This is a genomic window from Oceanobacillus sojae (genome assembly GCF_900162665.1).
Lineage (GTDB): Bacteria > Bacillota > Bacilli > Bacillales > Amphibacillaceae > Oceanobacillus > Oceanobacillus sojae_A.
On the sequence record NZ_LT727813.1, the window covers coordinates 140,416 to 166,230 of the forward strand.

General features: G+C 36.5%; 27 protein-coding genes. 18 read left to right on the plus strand and 9 right to left on the minus strand.

The window, feature by feature from the left end; translation table 11 throughout:
- Positions 1-297 precede the first annotated feature (297 nt).
- The 13 genes from BN1068_RS18010 to BN1068_RS18070 all read left to right on the plus strand — a co-directional run bounded on the left by BN1068_RS18010 (position 298) and on the right by BN1068_RS18070 (position 13,105).
- Complete coding sequence (locus BN1068_RS18010) at positions 298-501, plus strand: hypothetical protein (protein ID WP_077604238.1); 204 nt, start codon at positions 298-300, stop codon at positions 499-501.
- A 107-nt stretch (positions 502-608) separates the two neighbouring features.
- Entirely contained in the window at positions 609-923 is a 315-nt protein-coding gene (locus tag BN1068_RS18015; RefSeq protein ID WP_077604239.1) for a YdcP family protein, read from the plus strand.
- A gap of 13 nt (positions 924-936) precedes the next feature.
- Positions 937-1,317, plus strand: a complete 381-nt coding sequence (locus BN1068_RS18020) for a YdcP family protein (protein ID WP_077604240.1) — start codon at positions 937-939, stop codon at positions 1,315-1,317.
- A gap of 2 nt (positions 1,318-1,319) precedes the next feature.
- The gene (locus BN1068_RS18025; RefSeq protein WP_077604241.1) at positions 1,320-2,660 is read left to right on the plus strand and encodes an FtsK/SpoIIIE domain-containing protein; all 1,341 of its coding nucleotides are present in this window, start codon (positions 1,320-1,322) and stop codon (positions 2,658-2,660) included.
- 193 nt (positions 2,661-2,853) lie between these two features.
- The gene (gene mobT / locus BN1068_RS18030) at positions 2,854-4,071 is read left to right on the plus strand and encodes a MobT family relaxase (protein ID WP_373290646.1); all 1,218 of its coding nucleotides are present in this window, start codon (positions 2,854-2,856) and stop codon (positions 4,069-4,071) included.
- Between the two features lie 15 nt (positions 4,072-4,086).
- Positions 4,087-4,308, plus strand: a complete 222-nt coding sequence (locus BN1068_RS18035; RefSeq protein ID WP_077604243.1) for a hypothetical protein — start codon at positions 4,087-4,089, stop codon at positions 4,306-4,308.
- A gap of 77 nt (positions 4,309-4,385) precedes the next feature.
- The gene (locus BN1068_RS18040) at positions 4,386-5,411 is read left to right on the plus strand and encodes a DUF5677 domain-containing protein (protein WP_077604244.1); all 1,026 of its coding nucleotides are present in this window, start codon (positions 4,386-4,388) and stop codon (positions 5,409-5,411) included.
- A 166-nt stretch (positions 5,412-5,577) separates the two neighbouring features.
- The gene (locus BN1068_RS18045) at positions 5,578-6,078 is read left to right on the plus strand and encodes an antirestriction protein ArdA (protein ID WP_077604245.1); all 501 of its coding nucleotides are present in this window, start codon (positions 5,578-5,580) and stop codon (positions 6,076-6,078) included.
- Between the two features lie 59 nt (positions 6,079-6,137).
- Positions 6,138-6,530 (plus strand): conjugal transfer protein, encoded by a 393-nt coding sequence (locus BN1068_RS18050; RefSeq protein ID WP_077604246.1) that lies wholly within the window; start codon positions 6,138-6,140, stop codon positions 6,528-6,530.
- Positions 6,514-8,961 (plus strand): conjugal transfer ATPase TcpF, encoded by a 2,448-nt coding sequence (locus tag BN1068_RS18055; RefSeq protein WP_077604247.1) that lies wholly within the window; start codon positions 6,514-6,516, stop codon positions 8,959-8,961. Before BN1068_RS18050 ends, BN1068_RS18055 begins: the two co-directional genes overlap by 17 nt.
- A gap of 4 nt (positions 8,962-8,965) precedes the next feature.
- Positions 8,966-11,140, plus strand: a complete 2,175-nt coding sequence (locus BN1068_RS18060; RefSeq protein WP_077604248.1) for a CD3337/EF1877 family mobilome membrane protein — start codon at positions 8,966-8,968, stop codon at positions 11,138-11,140.
- Positions 11,137-12,177 carry a bifunctional lytic transglycosylase/C40 family peptidase gene (locus BN1068_RS18065; RefSeq protein WP_077604249.1) on the plus strand — a complete coding sequence of 347 codons (1,041 nt, stop codon included), beginning with the start codon at positions 11,137-11,139 and terminating at the stop codon, positions 12,175-12,177. Before BN1068_RS18060 ends, BN1068_RS18065 begins: the two co-directional genes overlap by 4 nt.
- Positions 12,178-12,193: 16 nt before the next feature.
- Positions 12,194-13,105 (plus strand): conjugal transfer protein, encoded by a 912-nt coding sequence (locus tag BN1068_RS18070; RefSeq protein WP_077604250.1) that lies wholly within the window; start codon positions 12,194-12,196, stop codon positions 13,103-13,105.
- Positions 13,106-13,171: 66 nt separating this feature from the next.
- Here BN1068_RS18070 and BN1068_RS18075 read toward each other — a convergent pair whose 3' ends face one another.
- The 8 genes from BN1068_RS18075 to BN1068_RS18110 form a co-directional block, all read right to left on the minus strand.
- Complete coding sequence (locus BN1068_RS18075; protein ID WP_077604251.1) at positions 13,172-14,458, minus strand: acyl-CoA thioesterase/bile acid-CoA:amino acid N-acyltransferase family protein; 1,287 nt, start codon at positions 14,456-14,458, stop codon at positions 13,172-13,174.
- A gap of 148 nt (positions 14,459-14,606) precedes the next feature.
- On the minus strand, positions 14,607-15,503 hold the full coding sequence (locus tag BN1068_RS18080) for a DUF2268 domain-containing putative Zn-dependent protease (RefSeq protein WP_077604252.1): 897 nt from the start codon (positions 15,501-15,503) through the stop codon (positions 14,607-14,609).
- A gap of 13 nt (positions 15,504-15,516) precedes the next feature.
- On the minus strand, positions 15,517-16,263 hold the full coding sequence (locus BN1068_RS18085) for a MerR family transcriptional regulator (RefSeq protein WP_077604253.1): 747 nt from the start codon (positions 16,261-16,263) through the stop codon (positions 15,517-15,519).
- Positions 16,264-16,624: 361 nt separating this feature from the next.
- Complete coding sequence (locus BN1068_RS18090; RefSeq protein ID WP_229720107.1) at positions 16,625-17,938, minus strand: ISL3 family transposase; 1,314 nt, start codon at positions 17,936-17,938, stop codon at positions 16,625-16,627.
- A gap of 94 nt (positions 17,939-18,032) precedes the next feature.
- Positions 18,033-18,647 (minus strand): DUF2306 domain-containing protein, encoded by a 615-nt coding sequence (locus BN1068_RS18095; RefSeq protein WP_077604254.1) that lies wholly within the window; start codon positions 18,645-18,647, stop codon positions 18,033-18,035.
- A gap of 25 nt (positions 18,648-18,672) precedes the next feature.
- Positions 18,673-19,107, minus strand: a complete 435-nt coding sequence (locus BN1068_RS18100) for a DUF2269 family protein (protein ID WP_077604255.1) — start codon at positions 19,105-19,107, stop codon at positions 18,673-18,675.
- Positions 19,108-19,123: 16 nt separating this feature from the next.
- A complete protein-coding gene (locus BN1068_RS18105; protein ID WP_077604256.1) occupies positions 19,124-20,134 on the minus strand; it encodes a DJ-1/PfpI family protein in 1,011 nt (336 codons plus the stop codon).
- 81 nt (positions 20,135-20,215) lie between these two features.
- Entirely contained in the window at positions 20,216-20,437 is a 222-nt protein-coding gene (locus tag BN1068_RS18110) for an SHOCT domain-containing protein (RefSeq protein WP_077604257.1), read from the minus strand.
- Between the two features lie 252 nt (positions 20,438-20,689).
- Here BN1068_RS18110 and BN1068_RS18115 point away from each other — a divergent pair, with 252 nt between their 5' ends.
- The 3 genes from BN1068_RS18115 (at position 20,690) to BN1068_RS18125 (ending at position 23,441) form a co-directional block, all read left to right on the plus strand.
- The gene (locus BN1068_RS18115) at positions 20,690-21,376 is read left to right on the plus strand and encodes a response regulator transcription factor (RefSeq protein WP_077604258.1); all 687 of its coding nucleotides are present in this window, start codon (positions 20,690-20,692) and stop codon (positions 21,374-21,376) included.
- A 1-nt stretch (position 21,377) separates the two neighbouring features.
- Positions 21,378-22,703, plus strand: coding sequence for a sensor histidine kinase (locus BN1068_RS18120; RefSeq protein WP_077604259.1), 1,326 nt, complete (start codon positions 21,378-21,380; stop codon positions 22,701-22,703).
- Between the two features lie 375 nt (positions 22,704-23,078).
- On the plus strand, positions 23,079-23,441 hold the full coding sequence (locus BN1068_RS18125; protein WP_077604260.1) for a MerR family transcriptional regulator: 363 nt from the start codon (positions 23,079-23,081) through the stop codon (positions 23,439-23,441).
- A gap of 437 nt (positions 23,442-23,878) precedes the next feature.
- Here the strand turns inward: BN1068_RS18125 and BN1068_RS18130 are convergent, their stop codons facing one another.
- The gene (locus tag BN1068_RS18130) at positions 23,879-24,232 is read right to left on the minus strand and encodes a helix-turn-helix domain-containing protein (protein WP_077604261.1); all 354 of its coding nucleotides are present in this window, start codon (positions 24,230-24,232) and stop codon (positions 23,879-23,881) included.
- A 586-nt stretch (positions 24,233-24,818) separates the two neighbouring features.
- Here BN1068_RS18130 and BN1068_RS18135 point away from each other — a divergent pair.
- A complete protein-coding gene (locus BN1068_RS18135) occupies positions 24,819-25,241 on the plus strand; it encodes an RNA polymerase sigma factor (RefSeq protein WP_077604262.1) in 423 nt (140 codons plus the stop codon).
- Positions 25,238-25,468 (plus strand): helix-turn-helix domain-containing protein, encoded by a 231-nt coding sequence (locus BN1068_RS18140; protein ID WP_077604263.1) that lies wholly within the window; start codon positions 25,238-25,240, stop codon positions 25,466-25,468. Before BN1068_RS18135 ends, BN1068_RS18140 begins: the two co-directional genes overlap by 4 nt.
- Positions 25,469-25,815: the final 347 nt, after the last annotated feature.

Below are 25,815 nucleotides of genomic sequence, written 5' to 3' on the forward strand. Positions count from 1 at the left end.
AATAGCTCTTTTTTTACGATTAAAAAATAGTGTAAAAATCAGATTATCCGCATAATTATTGGATTTATCAATGCTTTTCTAGGATTAAGTAATCTTTTTTACCACTAATTTACTACTTTTGAAAGAGTCTTGATACGACTATACATCCTAAAAAAGTGAAGAACAATAAAAGATACTTCCATTATGAAAATTAAATAAGAAATAGATAGGCACTTCAAAATGAGGTGTCTATTTTTTTTAAAATTATTTAGAAACAGACAGTTGTTTTGACTAATTTAAATGAAAAGGAGAATGAGCATGATGTCTTTGAAAGAGCAAGAAATATATGAAGATAAAGTCATGCAATGGATTGACGACAATTTTGTATTAAATGAGATAGAAATTGAAGATTATCCGTTTTTTCTTCATGGGAAATTGGTTCGTGATAAACAAGGAGAAACAATGGTTGTGTTTTGGTGTGTGATTTATGGACGAGTAGATTATCGTTTTCAAGACGCATAAGGAGCGATGAATCATGCAGATGTTTAACTCTCGCTCCCCTCCCACTCCCTTTATGTCTAATTATGAACCATGAATCAAAAACTAAAATTAGAAAAGAGGTCTGTATCATGGAATTAAAATATGTAATACCGAACATGGAAAAAACATTCGGTAACTTAGAATATGCAGGAGAAGGCAAAGTCGAACAGCGACGGATTAATGGACGAATGACCACTCTATCTCGTAGTTATAATCTTTATTCAGATGTTCAACGGGCAGATGATATTGAAGTCATACTCCCTAATGAAGCTGGCGAAAAATTCTTTGAACATGAGGACAGCGTAAAATTAGTCAATGCACGTATTACCGCAGAAGGTTATAAAATTGGGGATCGTGGGTTTACGAACTATATACTACATGCAGACGATATCGTCAAAGCATAAGGAGGAATCACAGGTGAGATTAGCACAAGGCATTATTATTGATAAAGAAAAGACTTTTGGAATATTGAAGTTTTCGGCATTACGAAGAGAAGTCTTTCTTCAAAATGAGGATGGTACGGTTTCAACCGAAGTGAAAGAACGTACCTATGATTTAAAATCGAAAGAACAAGGACGGATGATTCAAGTCAGTATACCTGCTTCTGTCCCCTTAAAGGAATTTGATTATAACGCACAGGTAGAAATGGTCAATCCTGTAGCTGATACAGTCGCTACTGCCACCTTTCGTGGAGCTGATTTGGATTGGTATATCAAGGCAGATGATTTGGTGTTAAAAGGAAAAGCTGCACCAGTTAGTGATAAATCCGTAAATAAACCACCCGATAAGGATAAATAAATATGAAACTTCTTAAAAGACGAGGGAAACGGATTAAAGAAAAAGACGCTTCTCTCGTTTTTCAGTTTGTATTTACTCGGTTAGTTGGAACATGGCTTCTCTTTTTTACACCCTTTCACCTATCCTTTTTACTATCTACTAAATGGCAGCTTGATATATTTCAAGCTCATTTTATTAGTACGTATGGATTAATGACGCTGCTTATCAGTCTTGTATTGACGGGCGGTTGTGCTTTTGTCTATTACTGTTATCGGTATGACCACCTCAAACAGATTATTCACCGTCAAAAACTCGCTAAAATGATACTTGGAAACGGTTGGTATGAAACAAAACAAGTCACCAAAGAAAGTTTCTTTAAAGACATCCCTTCTGATAAAGCAAAGGAGAAAATCAGCCACTATCCTAAAATCTATTATCGTTTTGAGAAAGGATTGCTGCATATTCAAGTGGAAATTACACTCGGAAAATATCAAGAGCCATTATTAAATTTGGAAAAGAGGTTGGAAAGTGGCTTGTATTGTGAGTTGGTATCAAAAGAATTACATGATTCCTTTGTGGAGTATATCCTACTTTATGACACAATTGCGAACCGTATTTCTATTGAGGAAGTTATTGCTCAAAATGGTAGCTTAAAGCTCATGGAATCAGTGTATTGGGAATACGATAAGCTACCGCATATGTTAATTGCTGGCGGAACTGGCGGTGGCAAAACATATTTTATTTTGACACTCATTGAAGCCTTACTCAAAACAAACGCTAAACTATATATCCTTGACCCTAAAAACGCTGATTTAGCAGACTTAACCACTGTAATGTCAGATGTGCATTACAAGAAAGAAGATATAATGGCATGTATTGACCAATTCCATGAAGCCATGATGGCTCGAAGTGAAGAAATGAAACAAATGGAAGGCTATAAAACAGGAGAAAACTATGCTTATTTAGGATTGTCCCCACACTTTTTGATATTTGACGAGTACGTAGCGTTTATGGAGTTGCTTACTTCCAAAGAAAATACAGCCGTTTTAAGTAAGTTGAAACAGATTGTCATGCTTGGGAGGCAAGCAGGCTTTTTCCTAGTCTTAGCCTGTCAACGTCCAGACGCAAAATATCTTGGGGATGGAATAAGAGATCAATTTAACTTTCGGGTAGCTTTAGGTCGTATGAGCGAACTCGGATTCGGCATGATGTTCGGAAGCGACGTACAAAAACAGTTTTTCCTCAAACAAATCAAAGGACGTGGTTATATTGATAAAGGGGATAGTGTGATCTCTGAATTTTACACGCCGCTTGTGCCAAACGAGCATGATTTCTTAAAGGAAATCGGAAAACTCGCAAACTAAAGGCTGCCCAGTGCAGCGGCGTGCAACGCAAAAGCCGCTGTGCTGGGCTAAGCCTTAACCCCCCCGTTTCTAACAGGGGGGTAGAAAAACAATAGGAAACTGTTTCAAAAACCCATGAACCCTTATGCCACAAAGGTTTGAAACACATGAGTAAGATGTCAGCTTTTACACTCTAGTTGACATCTTTTTTTAGTTGGGAGGAATGCACATGAATCATATGCCTTGGTATCAAGTATTAAAAGACAAACGGTTAGAATATGGTGTATCACAAAATAAGCTGGCAGTACATGTTGGCATTACAAGGCAATATATAAGTGAAATCGAGACAGGAAAAGTAACTCCTTCTGATTCCTTGCAAAACGCCTTGTTTGAGGTGCTGGAACAATTTAATCCAGATTCACCACTGGAAATCTTGTTTGATTATGTGCGAATCCGATTTATCACTACTGATCCACTTCTAGTGATTGAGGATATTTTACAGTTGAAAATAGAATACATGCTACATGAGGATTTTGCTTTTTATTCGTACCTTGAACAATATGTCTTTGGCGATATTGTTGTCATGGTTTCGCCTGATGAAGATAAAGGCTGCTTGCTCGAATTGAAAGGAAAAGGATGTCGTCAATTTGAAAATTTTCTACTAGCCCAACAGCGAACATGGTTTGATTTCTTTGTCGATGTCTTTCGTGTTGGTGGTGTATTTAAACGCATTGACCTTGCGATGAATGATAAGACAGGCATTTTGGATATTCCATTACTCACGAAGAAATGCCATAACGAAGAATGTATTTCTGTTTTTCGCAGTTTTAAAAGTTATCGCTCTGGGGATTTGGTACATGGTGAAGATAAACCAGACATGGGAAACACCCTGTATATCGGTTCTCTAAAAAGTGACGTATATTTTTGTCTCTATGAGAAGGACTATGAACAATTCGTTAAATATGGTATTTCACTGGAAGATACAGAGGTGAAAAATCGCTTAGAAATCCGATTGAAAAATGATCGTGCCTATCATGCGATTGTTGATCTAATGAGTTTTGAGGACGCTGGACGAACCGCTTTTTCTATCATCAATCGCTATATACGATTTGTTGATAAGGATGAAAAAAAACGTCGAAGTAGTTGGAAAGTAAATGCGGCATGGCAACATTTTTTAGATTTAGGAGAAAATCGAAAAATATCGTTAACCACAAAGCCTGAACCCTATACCATTGATAAAACATTACGGTGGCTAGCAAGACAGGTCGCACCCACATGGAAACTGGCAACAAAGCTGGATGAAGTCAACGAAACAACGGTAATGAAGGATATGCTGCAACAGGCTAAATTAACCAAGCGTCACCAAAAATTGCTTATGCAGCAAGCAATGATGACCGATGATGTGATTCGGATTTTCAAAGATGAAGATTAGAAAGGAGCAAAACATATGAATTTCGGGCAGAATTTGTATAACTGGTTTTTAGATAATGCACAATCTTTAGTTTTAATGGCAATTGTGGTCATTGGTATTTATCTTGGTTTCAAACGGGAATTTTCTAAATTAATTGGGTTTCTCGTCATTGCGTTGGTAGCTGTCGGATTAGTCTTTAATGCGGCAGGCGTAAAAGATGTATTATTAAACCTATTTAACAGAATTATTGGGGCTTAAAAAATATAGTCATTAGTTTGTATGCTTGCTATAATTAAATGTAGCGTATATTCGGAGAAAGAAAGGGAAATGATTTAATGGCTGATTATACTAACGAATTTTTACAAGACACTTTTATGAAACTACTAGAAGAGCAATTAGAAAAAGCTAAAACTCAAGAAGAAGCAGATGAAATAATTAAAAAATTTGAGGAAGTAGATTTAGATAAAATATTTAAAGATATGTACACTAGGATGGCTAATGATACTACAGGTTACATGAGAGATACTATGTATGAACAAGTAATGCTATTTCGTGCTGAAGAACAAGAGTTTTTATCGATTCAAGAGCAAAAGTGGAACAAAGCATTTGTAGCTTCTGAGTCAATGTATATCATGGTAATCGAAGCAGCTCAATCATATGTTGAACATGTAAATAACTTACCCCAAGACCAATTGCAGGAATCTTCTCATGTTTTCACAGCAATGCAACATATACATGGTCGAGCAATGCAACAATTTCTTGAGATTATTACATTGATGAAAAATGGTTTTGCGGATGGAGCATATGCTAGATGGCGTTCTATGTATGAGCTTGCAATAATCTCTTCTTTCATTAAAGAACATGGTGAACCAGTGGCAAAAGCATTCATACAATCTTCTAATACAGAAGATCGATATGAATGGGCAAGAACAAGTGGTGTTTTTCCAACAATAAAAAGATTTATAAGCTTTAATGATATACAAAAAAATTGTGATATTAATTCTACTGTTTGGAGACGCCAATATGATTTAGCAAATAAAATAGTCCATGCTTCTCCTCAAGGAACTTTTGCCAGATTAAGCAATATGACACCCAAAGACGTTATTCCATCGGGAAGAAGTGATTTTGGTATTACAACACCAGCAGAACATTCAGCAATTTCTTTAGCTCAAATCACTACAATGTTTTTAACTATTCATCCCTCAGGAGATAGTCTTGTAGCAATAAAATATATTCAAAATTGGATTGATATTATCAGAGAAATATATTTTAAGACACATGATTTGATATTTCCTGAAGAAGAAAAACTATGGGATGAAAGTATGACCAGTTATGAAGATGAAGTTAACAAGGGGAATTAAATCGTACCTGTTCTTTTATGAAAGATAAGCGATTTTCTTATGTTTCGTAAAAAACTGGTGATCCAAACGGAGTGCGGAAGGGATTAACAAGCCCATTTTAAGTATCAGCAAATACCTTGCTGGTGCTTTTTTTATGGCAATTTTTTATAAAAGGATGTGATAACCAATGGAAATGCAGGTCTATATAGCAAACCTCGGGAAGTATAACGAAGGTGAATTGGTTGGTGCTTGGTTCTCCCCTCCTATTGATATGGAGGAAGTAAAAGAACGAATTGGCTTAAACGGTGAATATGAAGAATACGCCATACACGATTTTGAATTACCATTTGAAATCCATGAGTACACACCTATTTCCGAAATTAATCGGTTATGCGAAATGGTACAGGAAATCGAAGGAACTCCCTTGTATGACGCTCTGTCAGAAATTGATGGATACTGGTTTAATAATATCGAAGAATTGTTAGAAAACAAAGACGATATTATTTGTTATTCCGATTGTGACAACATGGAGGATGTAGCAAGGTATCTGATAGAGGAATCAGGAACACTAGGAGATATACCTGCTTATTTACAAAACTATATTGATTATCAAGCCTATGGGCGTGACCTTGAGATTGGAGCGAATTTTCTTGTCACTAATCATGGGGTATTTGAATATGTCGGATAAACGGATAAGCAGCTTGTTTCCTAACAGGCTGCTTCTTTCTTTGGAAAGGATGAATCGAATTGAAGAAATTAAAAAGCTACACTCGCATTTGGTCAGTAGAGAAAATCATTTATGCGATTAATGATTTTCGTTTGCCATTTCCCGTTACGTTTAATCAGATGACTTGGTTTGTGCTTTCTCTTTTGGTCGTCATGTTATTGGGAAACCTCCCTCCACTCTCTTTGATTGATGGTGCATTATTAAAATATGTTGGGGTTCCTTTGCTGCTAACGTGGTTTATGTCTAAAAAAAGTTTTGATGGAAAAAAACCATATGGATTTCTTAAATCCGTAGTGACGTATTATTTTCGCCCGAAAATGACATATGCAGGCAAAGCGGTAAAACTTCAAAAACAAACTTTTGATAACTCTATCACTAGTGTAAGGAGTGAAGTACATGGGCTATCCGATTAAATATATCGAGAATAACTTAGTATTTAACCATGACGGAGAATGTTTTGCGTACTATGAGCTGCTGCCATATAACTATTCCTTTCTGTCCGAAGATGAAAAGATTCAGGTACACGAACATTTTAGACAGTTGATTGCACAGAATCAAGACGGGAAAATACATGCTTTACAAATTAGTACGGAAAGCAGCATTCGCACTGTACAAGAACGAAGCAAAAAACAAGTGACAGGAAGGCTTCAAGAAGTCGCTTATGAACGAATTGACGACCAGACAGAAGCACTTACCTCTATGCTGGGCGAACATCAAGTGGATTATCGTTTCTTCATCGGCTTTAAACTTTTACTAAATGAAGAAGAAGTCAGTATCAAGTCAATGGGGAAATCGGTGACATCCTCTCTTTCCAGTTTTATACGTGACGTGAACCATCATGTTATGGGTGACTTTGTTTCTATGCCCCATACTGAAATTGAACGGTTTTTGAAAATGGAATCGTTGTTACAAAATAAAATTGCTAAACGTTTTAAAGTACGCCCACTCACCAAAGATGATATGGGGTATTTAATCGAACACCTTCATGGACAATCAGGTATTGCCTTTGAAGATTACAATTATGAACTTGCTTATGAAAAAGGCGAAAAAGAAACCTATGTGAAACAGTTTGACCTGATAAAACCCACTCGCTGTTTAATTACAGAAAATCAACGTTATATTAAATTGGATCAGGAAGAACAAACAACATATGCTGCTTACTTTACGATTAATTCGATTGTTGGCGATTTAGAATTTCCTAGTGATGAAATCTTCTATTACCAGCAACAACAGTTTGATTTTCCGATTGATACCTCTATGCACGTTGAAATCGTCACTAACAAAAAGGCGTTAACAACCGTAAGAAATAAAAAGAAAGAGCTTCAAGACTTAGATAATCATGCGGCAGAATCCGATAATGAAACGGGCAGTAATGTATTAGAAGCCTTAGAACAAGTGAACGAATTGGAAGATGTACTCGATCAAAGCAAGGAATCCATGTATAAGTTAAGCTATGTCATTCGGGTATCTGCTTCTAACTTAGATGAGTTAAAACAGCGGTGTAATGAGGTCAAAGATTTTTACGATGATTTAAACGTCAAACTCGTTCGCCCATTTGGTGATATGTTAGGGCTTCATGGTGAATTTATTCCTGCCAGCAAACGTTATATGAACGACTATATTCAATATGTCACGTCAGACTTTTTGGCGGGGTTAGGTTTTGGTGCAACGCAAATGTTAGGGGAAACGGAAGGTATTTATTTTGGTTACAATTTAGATACAGGGCGTAATGTCTATTTGAATCCTAGCCTTGCTAGTCAAGGGGTACAAGGTTCTGTCACGAATGCGTTAGCTTCTGCTTTTCTCGGCTCGCTTGGTGGTGGGAAATCCTTTTCTAATAACCTGCTTGTTTATTATGCGGTGCTATATGGTGGTCAAGCACTTATCGTTGATCCCAAATCAGAACGAGGAAATTGGAAAGAAACCTTGCCTGATATTGCCGAAGAAATTAATGTGGTGAACCTCACTAGTGAAGAAGCGAATAAAGGCTTACTCGACCCTTATGTCATTATGGAAAACAAGAAGGATTCCGAAAGTCTGGCGATTGATATTCTTACCTTCCTTACAGGCATATCCAGTCGGGACGGAGACAAGTTTCCTGTTTTACGAAAAGCAATTCGTGCGGTTGGACAGCAGGAAGAATGTGGCTTGCTTCTGGTCATTCAAGAGTTAAGGAGTGACCCGAATCCATTAGCTGCCACGATTGCTGACCATATCGAAAGTTTTACCGATTATGATTTCGCCCACCTTCTCTTTTCAGACGGAACGGTGCAAAACTCAATTAGTTTAGAGAAACAGCTCAATATTATACAGGTGGCAGATTTAGTTTTACCTGACGCAGAAACCAGCTTTGAAGAATACACGACAATGGAGCTTTTAAGTGTTGCCATGATGATTATTATTTCCACGTTCGCCTTAGATTTTATCCACTCTGACCGCAGCATTTTTAAGATTGTAGACTTGGATGAGGCATGGGCTTTCCTTCAAATCGCTCAAGGAAAAACGCTATCTAATAAACTGGTACGAGCTGGTCGTGCCATGAATGCTGGTGTATACTTTGTTACCCAAAACTCGTCAGATTTAACCGATGAAAAGCTCAAAAATAATATCGGTGTCAAGTTTGCCTTTCGTTCCAGAGACAGTACAGAAATTCAAAAAACGCTTCAATTTTTTGGGGTGGATTCGGAAGATGAAGAGAATCAAAGACGGTTACGAGAACTAGAAAATGGTCAATGTCTCATGCAAGATTTATACGGGCGTGTTGGGATTATACAAGTCCATCCTGTTTTCGAAGATTTATTTGAAGCCTTTGATACCAGACCACCTGTCGCAGAAAGGCAGTGATGAAATGGATAAACGAAAATTGAAAAAGATTGTTATGGTGGCGGTGCTCCTAAGTGCGGTCATTTTTTTATTGTTTCTTTCTCTGCTTACAGTTACCAATGCTGCTGGTTTGGTCGATGATACGGTTTCCGAAGATAATCTTTATTCCCTTTATCCACTTGACCATTACCAATTAGATTTTTTCGTTGATTCTGGCTGGGATTGGCTGCCTTGGAATTGGGATGACGGGATTGGAAAACAAGTCATGTATGGGCTATACACGATTACTAACTTTATTTGGATTATCAATCTTTATTTATCCAATGCCACAGGATACTTGGTACAACAAGCCTATTCTCTTGATTTCATCTCGGAAACCGCCAACGCAATCGGTAAAAACATGCAGACCCTAGCTGGCATTACGTCACAGGGGTTTGGTGAAGATGGCTTCTATGTCGGCTTCTTGCTACTATTCGTGCTTATTATCGGAATCTATGTCGCCTATACAGGCTTGTTGAAACAAGAAACGACCAAAGCCATGCGGGCTGTGATTAACTTCTTGGTTGTCTTTATTTTGTCAGCGTCTTTCATTGCTTACGCTCCAACGTATGTCACGAAAATTAATGATTTTTCTGCGGATGTGAGTGAAGCTGCTCTTGATTTAGGAGCAAAAATGCTTATGCCTAGTTCCAACAGTCAGGGACAAGATAGTGTCGATATGATTCGTAATAATCTTTTCTCGATACAGATAGAACAACCATGGCTGTTATTACAATTTGATAACTCGGATAAAGAAGCCATCAGGGAAGAGCGAGTAGACACGCTGGTTTCCACCAGTCCAGACGCTAGAAATGGAAAAACACGTGAGAACGTGGTGAAAGCAGAAATTGAAGATCATGATAATAAGAATTTAACGATTACTAAGACCACTACTCGCTTAGGGATGGTCTTTTTCTTGTTTCTGTTTAATATTGGGATTTCCATATTCGTATTTTTGTTATCTGGAATGATGATTTTCTCCCAACTGCTTTTTATCGTATTTGCGATTTTCCTGCCAATCAGTTTCTTATTGTCGATGATCCCCAGCTTTGAAAACATGGGGAAACAGGCAATCATGAAACTGTTCAACGTCATTATGTTACGAGCTGGTATTACACTCGTCATAACCGTTGCTTTTAGTATTTCGTCCATGCTATATAGCCTTACCAGTTCGTATCCGTTCTTCTTAATTGCCTTTTTGCAGATTGTAACTTTTGCAGGTATTTATATGAAACTCGGTGACATCATGAGTATGTTCAACTTACAGAGCAATGACAGCCAACAAGTTGGGCGAAGTGTTATGCGGCGTCCAAGACAGATAGCTCACCGAAGCACTCGACGATTACAGCGTTCGATTGGTCGGACATTGACAGGGGCAACTGCTGGGGCAGCAGTCGGAAAAATGATGAGTCAATCGGGAAAAACAAAACGTTCTTTTTCTCCCTTACGTCCTTTACAGCATTTGTCAGCCAACAAACAGAATCAGAAGGAATCAAACAATAATGCGAAAAAATCATTAAGTCAGAAACTCGGGCAATCGACTGGAAAGGTATTAGATACCAAAAATCGGGTACGTTCCAATATTCAACACCGAAAACAGCAAGTCAAAGATTTACCAACAACCGCAAAGTACGCTGTCGCACAAGGAAAGGAAAATATTAAACGATCAGGGAAGGATTTTAAGAAGGGAATATCTCAAACCAAAGAAAATAGGCAGCGTGAAAATGTGGAACGTACAAGCAAGCACCGAAAAACCATTGCGGAAAGACGACAAGCATTGGATCACCAACAAAAGAAAAAAGATTTCTCCAAGAAACAAACCATACAAAGGAAGCCTGTTTCCCCTCTAGCCAAAGAGAAACAGCAAATAAAGCCTAGAGACAAGACCATTCCTAACAACCAACCAAGACAAGTTCCTGAACAAAAAGAAAGACCACAAGCATTAAACAATAAGCAAAATAGAAAAGCAAAACAACCTTATACAGCTACTAACAGAAGAAAGAAACAACATCCTAAAACAACTCCTAATCGGCTGCCAAAACAAACGTTACAATCCAAAGAAAAGCGAATGATTCAACGTCCTTCCCTTCCACGAAAACAGACAAAACAACGACAAAAACCTGTCCGCCTACGACATGCGGTTAGGAGGAAACGCCAATGATGTTTTTAAAGGCGAAAATCACGTTGATTGTTGGAGGGATTGCTTTCTTAGCTTTTCTCGGTTTACTTGCTTTTGTCGCCATTTTTATATCCGATGAAGATGGCGATTTCGATACCTCTATGGATATAGGTTTCTCTGATGAGCTTAACAACACAGGGCTATCAGAAGATGCGTTAGCCCATCAGCCAACCGTAGAGAAATATGCAAAGGAATATGATATTAGCGAACATGTTCCTATCTTGCTGGCGATTATCGCAGTTGAAAGTGGTGGTACTGCCGAAGATGTTATGCAAGCCAGCGAATCGCTAGGACTTCCACCTAACACATTAGATACAGAAGCGTCGATTGAACAAGGCACAAAATATTTCGCAGAGTTATTACAATCAGCCGAAGCGAAAGAACTAGATACAGAAACCGTCATACAAAGTTATAACTTTGGTGGTGGTTTTATTGATTATGTGGCAAATAACGGAAAAGCATATAGTTTTGACTTAGCGGAAAGTTTTGCGAAAGAGCAAGCAAATGGAGAGAAAGTAACGTATAGCAATCCCATTGCAGTAGAGAAAAACGGGGGTTGGAGATACAGCTATGGAAATATGTTTTATATGGATTTGTTACAACCTTACTTGACGGATTCCAGCGAATCTCCTTCTTTTGAAGATGACACTTTTCAGGCTGTGATGGAAGAAGCATTAAAATATGAAGGTTTCCCCTATGTTTTTGGCGGTGATAATCCTGACACGTCTTTTGATTGTAGCGGACTAACCCGATGGGTCTATCAAAAAGCTGGGATTGAACTGCCACGAACTGCCCAAGAACAATATGACGCTACGGAGTCCATTTCATTATCCGAAGCAGAACCTGGCGATTTAGTGTTTTTTCATTCGACTTATAACACTGCAAACTATGTGACCCACGTTGGTATATTCGTTGGAGATAATCAAATGTATCAAGCAGGAGACCCAATCGGCTATGCTGATTTAGCTTCATCTTACTGGCAGGAACATTTAATTGGTGCAGGTCGTATCAAAAACTAATGGAGGGATAGTTAACATGAAATTGCCTTTTCGTAAAAAAGAGAAACAAGCCAATCCAAAGAAAGAAAAAAAGAGAAAAATAAAAACGGTTGGGAAACGTAAAAAATCAGTCATCTTTTTATGGATATTGCTTCTTAGCAGTTTAGCTTTTGGAATCTATAAAAACTTTACAGCGATTGATCAACATACGGTACATGAAAGAGAAATTGTGGAAAGTCATATCGTAGACACAACAGCGATTGAAAGTTTTACAAGAAATTTTGTGAAGGACTATTATACATGGGAAAATGAATCTGAAGCATTGGAAGCACGAACCGAAAAACTGACAGACTACCTAACAAAAGAATTACAAGCCTTAAATACGGAAATGGTTCGAGAGGATATCCCGACCAGTTCCAGTGTTCAAAATATAAATATTTGGTCGGTATCGGAAGAAACGGAAGATACTTTTTCAGTGGTTTACTCTGTTCAACAAAAAATTACCGAAGATAAAGAAAGCTCTTTCACAAACGCTACCTATCGCATTGTCCTCTATCAAGATGAACAAGGAAACTTAGTTATTACGCAAAATCCTACTTTGTGGAATAGCCCGAATAAATCAGATTTCACACCCGAACAGGTACAAAGTGATGATATGATAGAAGCTGAAACAGTGGAAGAAGTCACTGAGTTTTTAGAAACCTTCTTTGCTTCCTATCCTGCGGCAACAGAGAAAGAATTGACCTATTATGTGAAGAACAATGCTTTACCCGTTATTGAGAAGGAATATACGTTTTCAGAATTGATTAATCCAGTTTTCCAAGAACAGGATGATCAGGTTAAAGTATGGGTTACTGTGAAGTATTTAGATGAAGCTACAAAAGCGATACAGCTTTCACACTATGAATTGACTTTAGAAAAAGATTCTAACTGGATGATTGTAGAATAAACTATGCAGCGCGTATTCTCGTTAAACAATCTTGAATACGTGCTGTTTTACTATTTTTATTAGTCCTCACCAGTTGCTTTTCTTTTCACCTAAATATTCTTTGAAAAACTCCTTTGCTTTTCTCCAAGCGTCAGCATGAGCAACCGCATTGTCATGAGGGCTTCCACCAAGTAGCATTGTGGAATTCGAAGCAAAAGAAATCTTATCTGAATGGGTTGTTGGCATGCCAGGAGCAATAAAATAATGCCCCGCACTGGGATAGGTTTTATGTTCAAAATAAAAGGGATGATTGTTTCGCTTTAAACGCTCTATTACTCTATCAGACATTATATCTGATGGCCACAATTTATCATCACCACCCGAAATCAAGAGAACAGGACCATTTATGTTTTCTACTGAAATTTCGGCATTCGTTTGTCCTTCCGCCAAATGCTGATACCAATCCCGAAAAATTAAAGGCTTTCCTGTTTGTATACAATTTCCTAAAGAAGCCCCAACCTTTTCAGGTATTTTCCCTTTTGCATAGGGAATTTCCTCTCCTTTATAATTCCAAGAGGAAGAACTTCCATTTTTTTGACTAATACCAGGATAGACAACCGAACTTGGTACATACCCCACCACTGCCTTAATTGCTGGAAACATGGAGGCTGACAATAGTGCTAGTTCTCCACCCTTTGATGTTCCCATCATACCAAGTTTATTAGAATCTACATTCGGTTGACTATTTAGCCAGTTTATAGCTTTTTCAATATTATCAATTGGAATATTAACCAACTCATCTGGTAAATCTTCCATACCAAAGTAAGCTAAAGCTAGTGTGTTAAACCCATAGGAAGCTAAAAGTGCCGCCTGTTCCTCATGTAAACCACCCTCAGACCCGCCAAGCACAATAATGGTTGGAAGTGGTTCCTCTCTCGAGTGGTAAAAAAATGTTGCGACTAATTCCTGTTCACGAATAGGGGTTCTTTTAACTTTGGGTAAAACAAAATGACGTTTCAATGAGATTACATCCAATATTTCTTTTTGTCTTATCAATACTAATTTGGTTTCCAAGGGTTCTAATGATATTTGTTTGTTTGATTTTATATTGGAGACAGGCAACATAGACCAAAAAAGCCCTGTTTCATCGACTTCAGTATAAGTTCCTGACATTGGTTGTGCAGTCCTTAAATCAATTTTTCCGTCAGAATCAGCTTTAAATATAGCATGGGATTCCCATTCTGTTCCCAAATTATCCCGCATTTTGGCGTTAAGCGTTACAACATCATATGGAGAGAGACCAGTAATAAAGATTTTCATCTGAGAATCAATCAAAATGCTATTAGATGAAAAATGAATTTTAGGCAGTTCCATTATCTCACTCCTTCTTTACACTACAATTTATAATAATGGTATGAAAATTACTCGTTTTATAATTATTTTAGAGTGAAAATAGATTGTTTTGTTTCAATTAATTCATATGGTAAAAAAATTATTTTTTGTCTGGGTTGTTCATCCGTTTTTATTTAGTAAACAATCCGCAATTATTAATTATTTCATCTGTTCCTAATAGGGTAGCTTCTGCAATTCCTATGTTATTTTCTTTCATAAAAGACTGTACAACTTGGAATCCTACAGCATAACCAGCAAATGGTGATAGCCCCACAGGTTGGTATCCTTGTTCCACTGAAATTTTATCTCCGAACATGTAGCTACTAACTTCCGCAAACCCCTTAACATCTAATGCGTCTTTTATTACTTCGGTAGAATACTCTAAGTCTTCTTTATCAAAAGAGGTCACCCAAGGTCCTAAAAGCTCATCTCCATACAGTTCTTTTGCAAATGATTCTGCCAATCCTTCTATGATTAAATAGTCACCAACAGTTACATTGCCATGATCCCAATCAAAGTAAGAAAAACGGATATTATGGTTAAATTCATGTGCAATGACAGCAGGAATTTTAGGGGTATTATAGGAATCGGGATAAATAGATACTTGAATAAATCCTGGAATTCCACCAAATCCGCAATAACCTTTTTGTAGTTCTAGTTTCTTCGGGTCAGCTATATACATTCCAAATCTTAATTCATCGGCATTTATATTTAAATTATTTTTTTCAATAAAATGAACGCAATCATTTAACGTATTACGTGCTGTTTCAAGGGCTTGAATTTTTTTCAGATTTTCTAATGCTTTTCTTCCAGTATTAGTTTCCGACACATGTAGATAGCCAAGCATATTTGTAGCCATGATGACATCATAACCATTAGGTTCTTTCGCTTTTAATGGAACACTAATCGTGTTCCACATCTTTTCAAAAGGTTTCATCATGGAGTACCGAAAATAATTTTCTCTATCTTCGTCCATAGAGAATAACTGTTCATATTGTTCAATTGTGTTTTCTATTATTAATTTCATTGTTACCACCTTTTTATTTTTGATTATCTACAAAGACCTTCATTGCTTCACTCATCAATCTTGTTAATCCTGCACCATACTGTTCAATGTTTTTTGTAAATCGTTCATCTTCCATGTAAAGCAGACCTAGTCCATAAAATTCATCAAGAGAGTAGTTCTTAAAATTTTCATTTAAAAAATCATACCATTCTTTTATGATAGCTTGTACATCTTGAGATTCGGCAGAATAGTCACAAAAGAGGGCAAGTTTTTTAAAAATTGTAACCCATCTTTTCGATAAACTATTTTGTTCAGCCTTTGACATTATTTTTATTTTCTCATTTAAATGTTCAACAGATTGATTTCCCCAACGTTTACGTGCTTCTTGTTCATATGCTTTATGACTAAAGTTAATTCCCTCAAATTTTTCTTCATTTGTCATCTTTATTTCACCAGACATATGTTTAATTGTTTTATCGACAGTTTTTATCATCTTATCGATATTATTTCGTTTCTCTACTAACATTTTTAGTTGGAGAAGTAATGCCTCCTGTTGATTAAATGAAGGACTAAAGATAATCTCTTTTATTTCCTTTAGGGGAAAACCAAGCTCTTTAAAGAACAAAATTTGTTGTAATGTTTTAAGGTTTTCTTCTGAGTATAATCGATAGCCAGCACTGGTAGTTTTTTGGGGAGACAACAATCCAATTTGGTCATAGTGATGTAGTGTGCGAGTACTAATACCGATTAAATCAGCCACTTCTTTTACTCTCATTGTCACTTTTTGCACCTCCTTCATTTGGAACTATAAGGTATTACGCTGCGTTAAAGTCAATAGAAAAGTAAAAAATACTATTTATAGCAACTTATTTATTGCTCAAGCTAGCGAAAGGTTCTTATTAGAGGGGATCAACATGCAATTTATAATAATAAACTTGTTTGAAAGAATTCTTAATGAAGTTAGATACAGTATGGTAGAAAGAAATTTCATGTGAAATGGAGTAGATTTGACTATTATTTTCTCTTTATGGCAACTACATTATGCATGGCATTAGGCTTCAATCACTATATGTTTGTTATTTAGGGTATTCGGAAAATAGTGTGGAAAGAGGGCTAAAAAGAACCCTCCTCCATTGCCTTAGTCAGTGTGGAAAAATCAGCACCATAGATTTCTTCATACACCCATTCATAGCCAGTTTGTGACCAATCTGGGAATTGATCAGGTAACATTTTTCCGAAAGTAACTTCAACTTCTTTGAATTTCTTTTTCTTTTTAACTTTACGATAGCCTTGTGTGAATAAAATCTTTGCTCTGAGAGCTTCAAAAGAGTATCCACGGCCAATATATGATTCATTGTCTTAATTAAGCGATTTAGGGACTCTGTATAGGCGTTTGTAATGGGTGAATTGAAATAATTGAATATCTCTTCTTCCCAGTTGTTCATTGCCTTAATCAGATCCTCAAAATAGGTAATTAATTCTTTAGGAACATTTGAAAGCCAGTTTTGATACAGTTTATAGGCTTCCTTCAGTGATTCAGCTTCATAAATGTCAAAGAACTGCTCCTTAAGTTCGTATGCTTGACCAAGTAACGGGAATTTATCAGTCCATACTTGCAATCTAATTTGATCATCGAAATCTTTTAGATCCTTTCGTCTAGTAAGAAGCGCATAGCGATCTCTCATAAGTTGTCTGCGTTCTTTGGCTGACACATTTTGACGGTTAGCTTTTCGGATTTTTTCTAACGCTTCATTGGCTAATTTAACAACATGAAACTTGTCGATTACGATTTTGGCATGTGGTATCACTGTATTAACAGCACTTTTATAAGGATTCCACATATCCATTGCTACAAGTTCAATTTTATCAATATCTTGGAGTTTTGAAAGGTAACTGATAACAGTATCTTTATTACGTTTTCGTAAAATATCAATTACAGACTTGTTTTCAACGTCTGTAATGACACAACGATAGTTCTTAAGCAAATGGACTTCATCAATACCAAGCCATTTGGGAATTCTAAGGTCTGTTTGGGATTCAAGCTCTCCCACATAGTCATTAAAGATATTTCGGACGGTCTTTTCATCAACCCCGATTTCTTCTGCAATACTGGTAAAGGTCTTTTCAAGACTTGCTTGTTGAATCCAATCTATAAGCCTGTTAGTAACAGAACGACTGACATCCATATCAGGAAGATCTTCAAAGAAGGTTTCTTTGCATTCCAGACATCTGTACCGTTGTCGTTTAGTAATTAAGCCTACACGTTTTCCGTGCATAGGCAGATCAAAGAATAGTTGATCTTTCTTACCACGCTTGTAAAAATTAGGAAATGTGCCGCATTTAGGACAATGTGAAGGTGGTGGAGTATTTGACTTTATTAAGAATCTGTAATCATATTCACTCTCTTTCATATCAAGAATCTCAAAGTTTGACAGGTTAATCATATTGGGTAACATTTATTCTATCCTTTTCTCAAGTTGGGCATTGGGATTGTGTGGAAAAGTTAGTATCATAAATTTCTTCAAACACCACATTAATATTAATATCCAATTATATAAATACTTTTTTTCTTATCATGGTTTCTGCAATGCATAAACTGATCACCCAGCATAACCATACAGCAATTGTGTAGGAAGTACCATATGAAAATTGCAAGGCATTGTGTAAAATGGCCACAATGATGTAGATGATCATATTGGCAAAGGCAAGAAAGAAGCTTCTTGACATCCATGAACTATGCTTTATCACGTTTTTTCTTCTAATATTGATATAGCCTAGAATTGTTGTACCAAACCATAGTGTATTTAAAACGAGAAATCCAATGGTGCTCAACCATCCTCCTGTTGCAAAAAAAGAAACATAAACACCAGGGATAAAATTTAACAAAATAGACAGCGAATAGACTCGACCATTCCAACGATGAAATTGGATAGATTTAATTCGTAATTTCTTGATCACACCCAAGGGTCCAGTGATAAGGGAGATAATAGCAAAAATTATATGTAACCTGATCATAAGTATCCACAACGATTCGTTAGTTAGAACTTCATCTTTTTTAGCAAGAAAATCCTGAAAAGTGGGATCAACCATGAAGTTTTTTGAAAATGTATGCATGACCCACATGAACGACACGATTAAAAAAATGATCCAAATGTTCTTTTTCATTTATCGTTATCCTTTCCTCTTATATTTAGGCAAATAAACCACGATTTGTCATAACAAAAACAACAGTAAAAATAAGCACAAATGTAAACCAACCGAGTGTATTTAGTTTGGCCTTATTTCGTTGTAACGCATTGTCAGGATCCTCTGCAAGAATGACTCGTTTCAAGTTATTTTGTATCATACCTATCAAAGCACCAATAAGCATAAGCAGGATTAATGATAGCACCACCCATAACAAAGAAGGATAAGTGGCATATCCCATTACCATCCACCCTCCTGTAATGATTAACAAAATTAATGCATAATGGCCAAAGCGGGTAAAACCTACCAATGTTTTAACAGATATTTTTAATTCATTACCTGAACGTGACAAAAGAGATTTAAACGCAACTGGAAAAGCTAGAAAACTACCGAGCAATAAAGCACCTATTACATGAACAAATACAATAAATGAATACATAACTACAACTCCATTCTTAAGAAATACGATGTCCAATTAATTTTGATGAGGGAAGCATACCAGCCTTTGCTTCACCATACATATTGTTTCCATCTACAGAAACGATAAATTTTAATGTAAGACGCATAGGCTTCGTCACTTTCATGGACCATTTTAATTGATTCCCTTCCAGTACAGCGTTGTTCAGCGTAGCAATGTTCTCCCCTTGTTTTGCAGTTCCCACTATACGACCATCTTCAGAAGATAAATCTAATAAAACGGAAAGATCGCCAATAGGAGTGGAAATCGTAGTATCCCATTTTCCTTGGAAATTAAAGCTCTTATCAGTATCAGTTTGATTAGAGGAGCGAGAACTTGTCGTTTCCATTGGATTTTCATGTTTGCTTTCTTTAGGTGCATGTCCTTCAGCTTTCCAAACTGTGCCCCTGCGCTCGTACTCAAATAGTTGTTCCACAGCATGTGCTATACGGGAACCTAACTCTCGCTCAACTAAATAAAGTGCAACATCGAGCCCTGAAGTAACGCCACCGCCAGTAACAAGATCGCCATCATCTACGATACGGGCACTAACTGGAATAGCGTTGGTAGCACTTAATAGACCCATTCCCATATGATGCGTTACTGCATGGCGGCCTTCTAATAAACCATCCATTGCTAAAATGAGAGAACCGCCACAAACTGTGGAAAGTAAAATATCGGCTTTCTTCATTGCTTCTCGTAGTATATTATTTAACTCGGTTTCAGTGGCTTTTTTTAATTTTACTGGAATGGAATCTGGCCCATTATCATGAACAGAACCGGATGCCCCTGGTACAAGAATGATTCCTTTAGAGGATAAATCAATTTTGCCGCTTGCTTGGAGTTGTAATTGATTCACCCCACTTGTCACCATTCGTTCACCTTCAGCGGAAACTAGTTTAACTATTATTTCCTCCTCTGAGTACATTCCAGCTGCAACAAACACTTCATAAGGAGCAATTGCATCCAATAAATCAAATCCATCAAATAACACAATTTGAACATTCATACATATGTCCTCCATTTTTTTTAAAATTTTAATCAAACTTTCTGGCAATTAATTTGAGCCCTTGCCACAAGAATCGTTCTTTTATTTTGTAAGAAGCTCTTTCAACCTTTGATACTCAGCTTCATTAATTTCTTCCTTGGCTAACCGATTTTTAAGAATCATGGTTATGTCCCTGTCTTTCTGATTGGAATCTTTATAACGATAGCGAATTTCAAAGATTCGAACCGCCATAAAGCAGAAAAGTGTAAGGCAAAACAAAGCACCGAATGGAAAGAATGAGAAACTGTGAGTTTCGAAACCCATTTGTGTAACCCCCTTCGAGTAATAAAAGTAAGGCGAAACACTTTATTTATAGTGAATATTCGCCGATCGTTTCACAATTAAACAATAACCTTTAAGTGTCTCAAATGATGGTACAAAAAGGTCACAAAACAATCACAATCCATCACAAAAAAGTGATGTGAAGTCATCATTGTTGAAACAGTGATATACTGAAAGTAGATTTCGATGGAAGGTTCGTTTCTTAAACTAGCATCGAAGGGAAGGTAGGATTTTGTGAAGGAAAAACAGACGATTATGGTTGTAGATGATGATAAAAGCATTGTTGAACTATTAAGAGACTTCTTGGAAAATGACGGTTTCTATGTAAAAACTGCTTATAACGGCGATCAAGCACTGTCCGTACTTAAGCAGGTTACAATTGATTGCATCATTCTTGACATCATGATGCCGGGACTAAATGGTTTCGAGTTCTGCCGGCAGGTACGGGAGGAGAGTAACATTCCTATCCTCTTCCTGAGCGCTCTCAGTGATGATGTAGATAAAATTCGTGGGTTGGCAATTGGGGGGGATGATTATATAGTTAAAACCGCATCTCCGGGTGAGGTTATTGCCCGAGTGAAAGCTGTATTGCGACGCTCTAGTTCCCAGAAGGGATTTAGCGGGAAAATCTTGGATTACGGTGGTCTCACTTTGGATTTATCCACAAGAGAAGTATTTGTAGAGGGAAAATATATCTCACTTACACCAAAAGAATATGAATTATTGCGACTGTTTGCCGAGCATCCGCAAATTGTTTTTACTTATGATCAATTACTTGATAAATTTTGGGATGGAATTGGCGATAAACATACTGTCCGTGTCCATATTAGCCGCCTACGTGAGAAAGTTGAGTACGATCCAAACAAACCAAAATATATATTTAATGTTTGGGGTATAGGTTACCGTTTTAAAGGAGAATAAAATGAGATCAATTCGTATTCGTACATTATCTATATTTAGTTTGCTTTTAATCTTGATGTTGCCATGGGTATTTTACGTAACAGCCCACTTATTAACAACAAAATCACTTAGTTTCGATACGAATGAAGCTGAGAAGGAAGATTTAAATAAAATGAGCCACCTCATTGAAACAAATACAGAAAAATGGTCTGACCCCCAATGGCAAGAAAATTTAAGAGGAAAGTTACAAGCAGAGGATATGGGTGTAAAAATTTTAACCGAATCAAATCAAGAGATTTTCCAATTTTCCCCTAAGAAAGTTCACTCATTTACGCGAGCAGAACAGTTTTCAATTATGAAAGATGGTCGCATAGTTGGAAGAGTAATGATTTTTCAGCCAAATTCAAGAGGGGTTCAGATGATTGTAGCATTTACAGGATTATTGTTAGCTTTTTTTATCATCGGTTATGTCATGAGAAGGTTTATTCTCACCCCACTTGAGAAAATGAGCTTGGCAGTCCGACAAGTCGCGGAAGGAGATTTGGACGTCCAATTACCTGAGTCCCCGATCAAAGAAATTACGGAAGTTCATGGCGGAATTCAAATAATGACAGATAGTCTCCAAGAATCCATGCAAAAACAAGTGGAATTGGAGGGAGAACGCCGATTTATCATTGCTGCAGTCGCCCACGATTTACGGACACCATTATTCGCCTTACGAGGTTATTTGGATGGTCTGGAAAAAGGAATTGCTGATTCACCGGATAAACAAGCAAAGTATCTGGCGGTTTGTAAGGAAAAGTCAGCACAATTGGCCCGTCTTGTAGAGGATCTTTTTACATTTACAAAGACGGAATATTTGGAGATGGAACTCAAAAAAAACACGGTTAATCTTCCGATTTTATTAAAGAAGTCGATTGATAGCCTGAATCCACTAGCTAAGCAAAACAACATCTCTTTTATCGCAAACTATTTTGGGGACGATTGTATGATCATGGGCGATTCGTATTTATTAGAGCGTGCCATAAATAACTTATTGGATAATGCTGTCAGACATACACCACACTCTGGTAAAATTTTTATACAATGCTATAAGGACGGTAACAGAGTGGTCTTTACTGTTCAAGATACAGGGAAAGGTTTCTCTTCAGAAGAGATTCACCGTGTTTTTGATCCACTATATCGTGGTGAAGCATCACGAAATCGTTCAACCGGAGGGGTCGGGTTAGGGTTGACTATTGCAAGAAGGGTCGTTAGACAACACGGGGGTGACCTTGTCGTAGATAACCATTCAGAAGGTGGTGCACTGATAAAAGGTTGTATACCAGCTCACTGTTCTAATGCTTGATAACCCTTATCTTAAAATAAAGTTAACTAAAATAAACCTTAACAAGCTAGTTTCAGTTTAAGTTAGAGCCTAATCTTGAAAAAAGATTAATCAAATAGTCCCTCAAAACTGTTACCAAATTATTTATTAATAGAATCATCCTTTGGGCTGTTATGTTCTTCTACACGATAATCCGAATTAATGCTATGTGAACATTTATTAGGTAAAATGAGTTTTCCACACTAAAATCCGAATACCCGTTATTTATATAGTAAATTTCTTGCCTAAATATAGGAGAGAAAATGAAGGTAACTAATTTACGGGATTAATTAGATTGCTTTTTTACAATTGACTTTAACGCAGCGTTATACTCTACCCTTGTGATAAGGGGGGTGAATGATACTGTTTACAACAGGAGAAGTTTTTAAAATGACAGGATTAACGGAACGCTCTATACGTTACTACGCCAATTTAGACTTATTGAAGGCAACAAAGAATGATAAAGGTCAACTGGTTTTGTCAAAGTCAGACCTAGAAAACATTGTTCAAATTCTTGCTGCAAAAATGACTGGTTATAAACTAAAAGATTTAATAGAACAGCAACCTTCATTAACTCTAATTAAAAATGACATGACTCGAATGATTACTGATCTAGAAAATGTATTATTTTATTTAGACCTAGAGTTCTCTGAGGAAAATCTTATAAAAAATATTAAGTTACTTCAAAATTACAACATAAGGTATTTGCGAAAGAAATAATTGTAATAATCTCATCTGAATGAAAAATTAGTGAAGTTTTAATTTACCATTTTGGGTATATGAACATAACCTAGATTAGTTACTTTGGTAAAACAAAACGACCTATAAACCGTTGTTTAGTGGAGTAAACTATGACTGTTTGCTTTTGACTGTAAAGAAGATCAATACGTACCTTATAAGCGTCTATCCACTATACAGAAAGGTTTGGTGAATTCCAAGAAGATTGAAACGAAACTATTTACAAAGGAAACAGATGGAGAACAACATTACCAAGTTGGAAGAATGGATTTAGCTTTCAATGAAATTATCAAATTTCTCAAAGCATAATGATTTTACTTTTACAAATTAGTTTATCAAGCAAGTACTGTATGGTATGATTCATTATTGTTTCTGTTCATACAGACAAAAAAAAGAAATCTATAGAGATGAAGAAACAATTACTTCTTCATCTCTATAGATTTCTTAATACCATTTGCTAAAGATTCCAATAATATTAATTCTTTTTCTGTAAAATTGTCCATCTGTTTTTCTATCCATCTACGTCTGGAACTTTTAACTGTATTCATATCGGGTAAGAAAAATTCATCAACAGATACATTGAGTAGCGAGACAAGATCATAAAGCACCTGTAAACTTGGGTGCTGTCCCTTATTCTCAATATTCGTTAAATAACGTGGGTCAATCTCTATCAATGATCCCACCTGTTCCCTAGTTAAATTTTGTTTTATACGGGCTTCTTTTATCGCGAGTCCAAATTTTTTAAAATCATATTTATCTTCTTTTTTACGCATGATAAACCACCTCTATACATTTTACTGTTCCTATTTAGACGGAAACAGGTATAGAAAAACGTATTATATGGTTAATCAGTTCATATTATAAATATTTTCAAAGAAAAGTTACTGGCAGATAACAATAAAAAAAAACCGTTATCTGGCAGTACCCTTTTCATGCCTTAAAAGTATATTCTATTTCCCAGACGACGGTTAAATAGCTGTCGTCTCTCTTTTTGGACAGAATTGGTAGCTAGTATAAGAATCTTTTTTCAATGAGATGGCGGCTTTTAGGAGGTAGTCGTCATGCAATATATTGTTAAACAACAATATTTGCTTTTTGAAATCTTATCAAAAAAGATTATCCATCCATATTGGATAATAATATCCTTAAATGTGGTTTTTTAGGACATATAGAGAGAATTAATAAAACACATGTACAGATTAAACCATCTGTTTATGTGTTTTTTTGTTTGCTGAAAACTTTTTTAAAAGTTTTTTTACCAGAAATGCAACAAATCGCCCTTTCGTGTCGGGACTTAGTACAAAGGGAGAAAAAAGAGCTATGCTCGCTTCCTTTCATACCACGAAAGGGGGTGATAAAATGAATCCATCTTCTTTTCAAACAACCATAGAAAATCAGTTTGATTATCTCTGTAAACGTGGGATGGAAGATGAACGCATAGATTATTTCAGACATCTATCAAGAATTTCAAAACAAGAAGTTTCCTTCTCTGATACAGGAGATTATCTTATCAATCAGTTCTCTACTGTCGATCACTATGCTACTGATTTACAAATGTTCACATTATATGGTTTGAGAATTGGTGTGGAAAGTGATTTGTTAAGTGAATCCTTACGGAATCTAACAAATAAAAAACGGAACATCATTTTACTGTATTACTTTTTAGATATGAGCGATTCGGAAATTGCAACATTATTAAAAGTAAATCGTTCAACAGTTTACCGTCACCGAACTAGTGGACTAGCCTTTATTAAAAAATATATGAAGGAGCATGCCGAATGAAATCAACCTATCCTACGGTTCCCTTTTCTCTTATTGTACAGGCTGCGGACGGTGATACAGAAGCAATTAACTACATTATCAAACACTATCGAGGTTATATCACAAAACGCTCCCTCCGCCCAATGAAAGATGAGTATGGGAATCAATATATGATCGTTGACGAAGTGCTGCGAGATCAAATGCAAACTCGATTGATCACCAAAATTTTGTCCTTTGAAATCAAATAATTACGTTACCAGCTTTGGAAGCGTGTTGGAGCGTTACACGCTTCCTGACTAGAGGTTTACCATTCTATCAAAGCATACTTGTTTCCAGTATATTTCGATAGGCTGATAAGCCAATGTTCTTTGAAAATTAAATAACTAAAATCAGATACATTCTACTGATGGCTAGCTTTCTGATTAGTACGCCAAGACTTCCAAAAATGGAACGAGCGATACATACTTTGTCTCATGTAATCGTGGTGGATTACTGGCGATAACCCATCAGCTAGGATAATGATACTCCCCTATCGTCATGGTTCGAGCGTTTAAAGCGTCGCAAGCAATGAATAGGGCTGGAAGAAATACTTGCA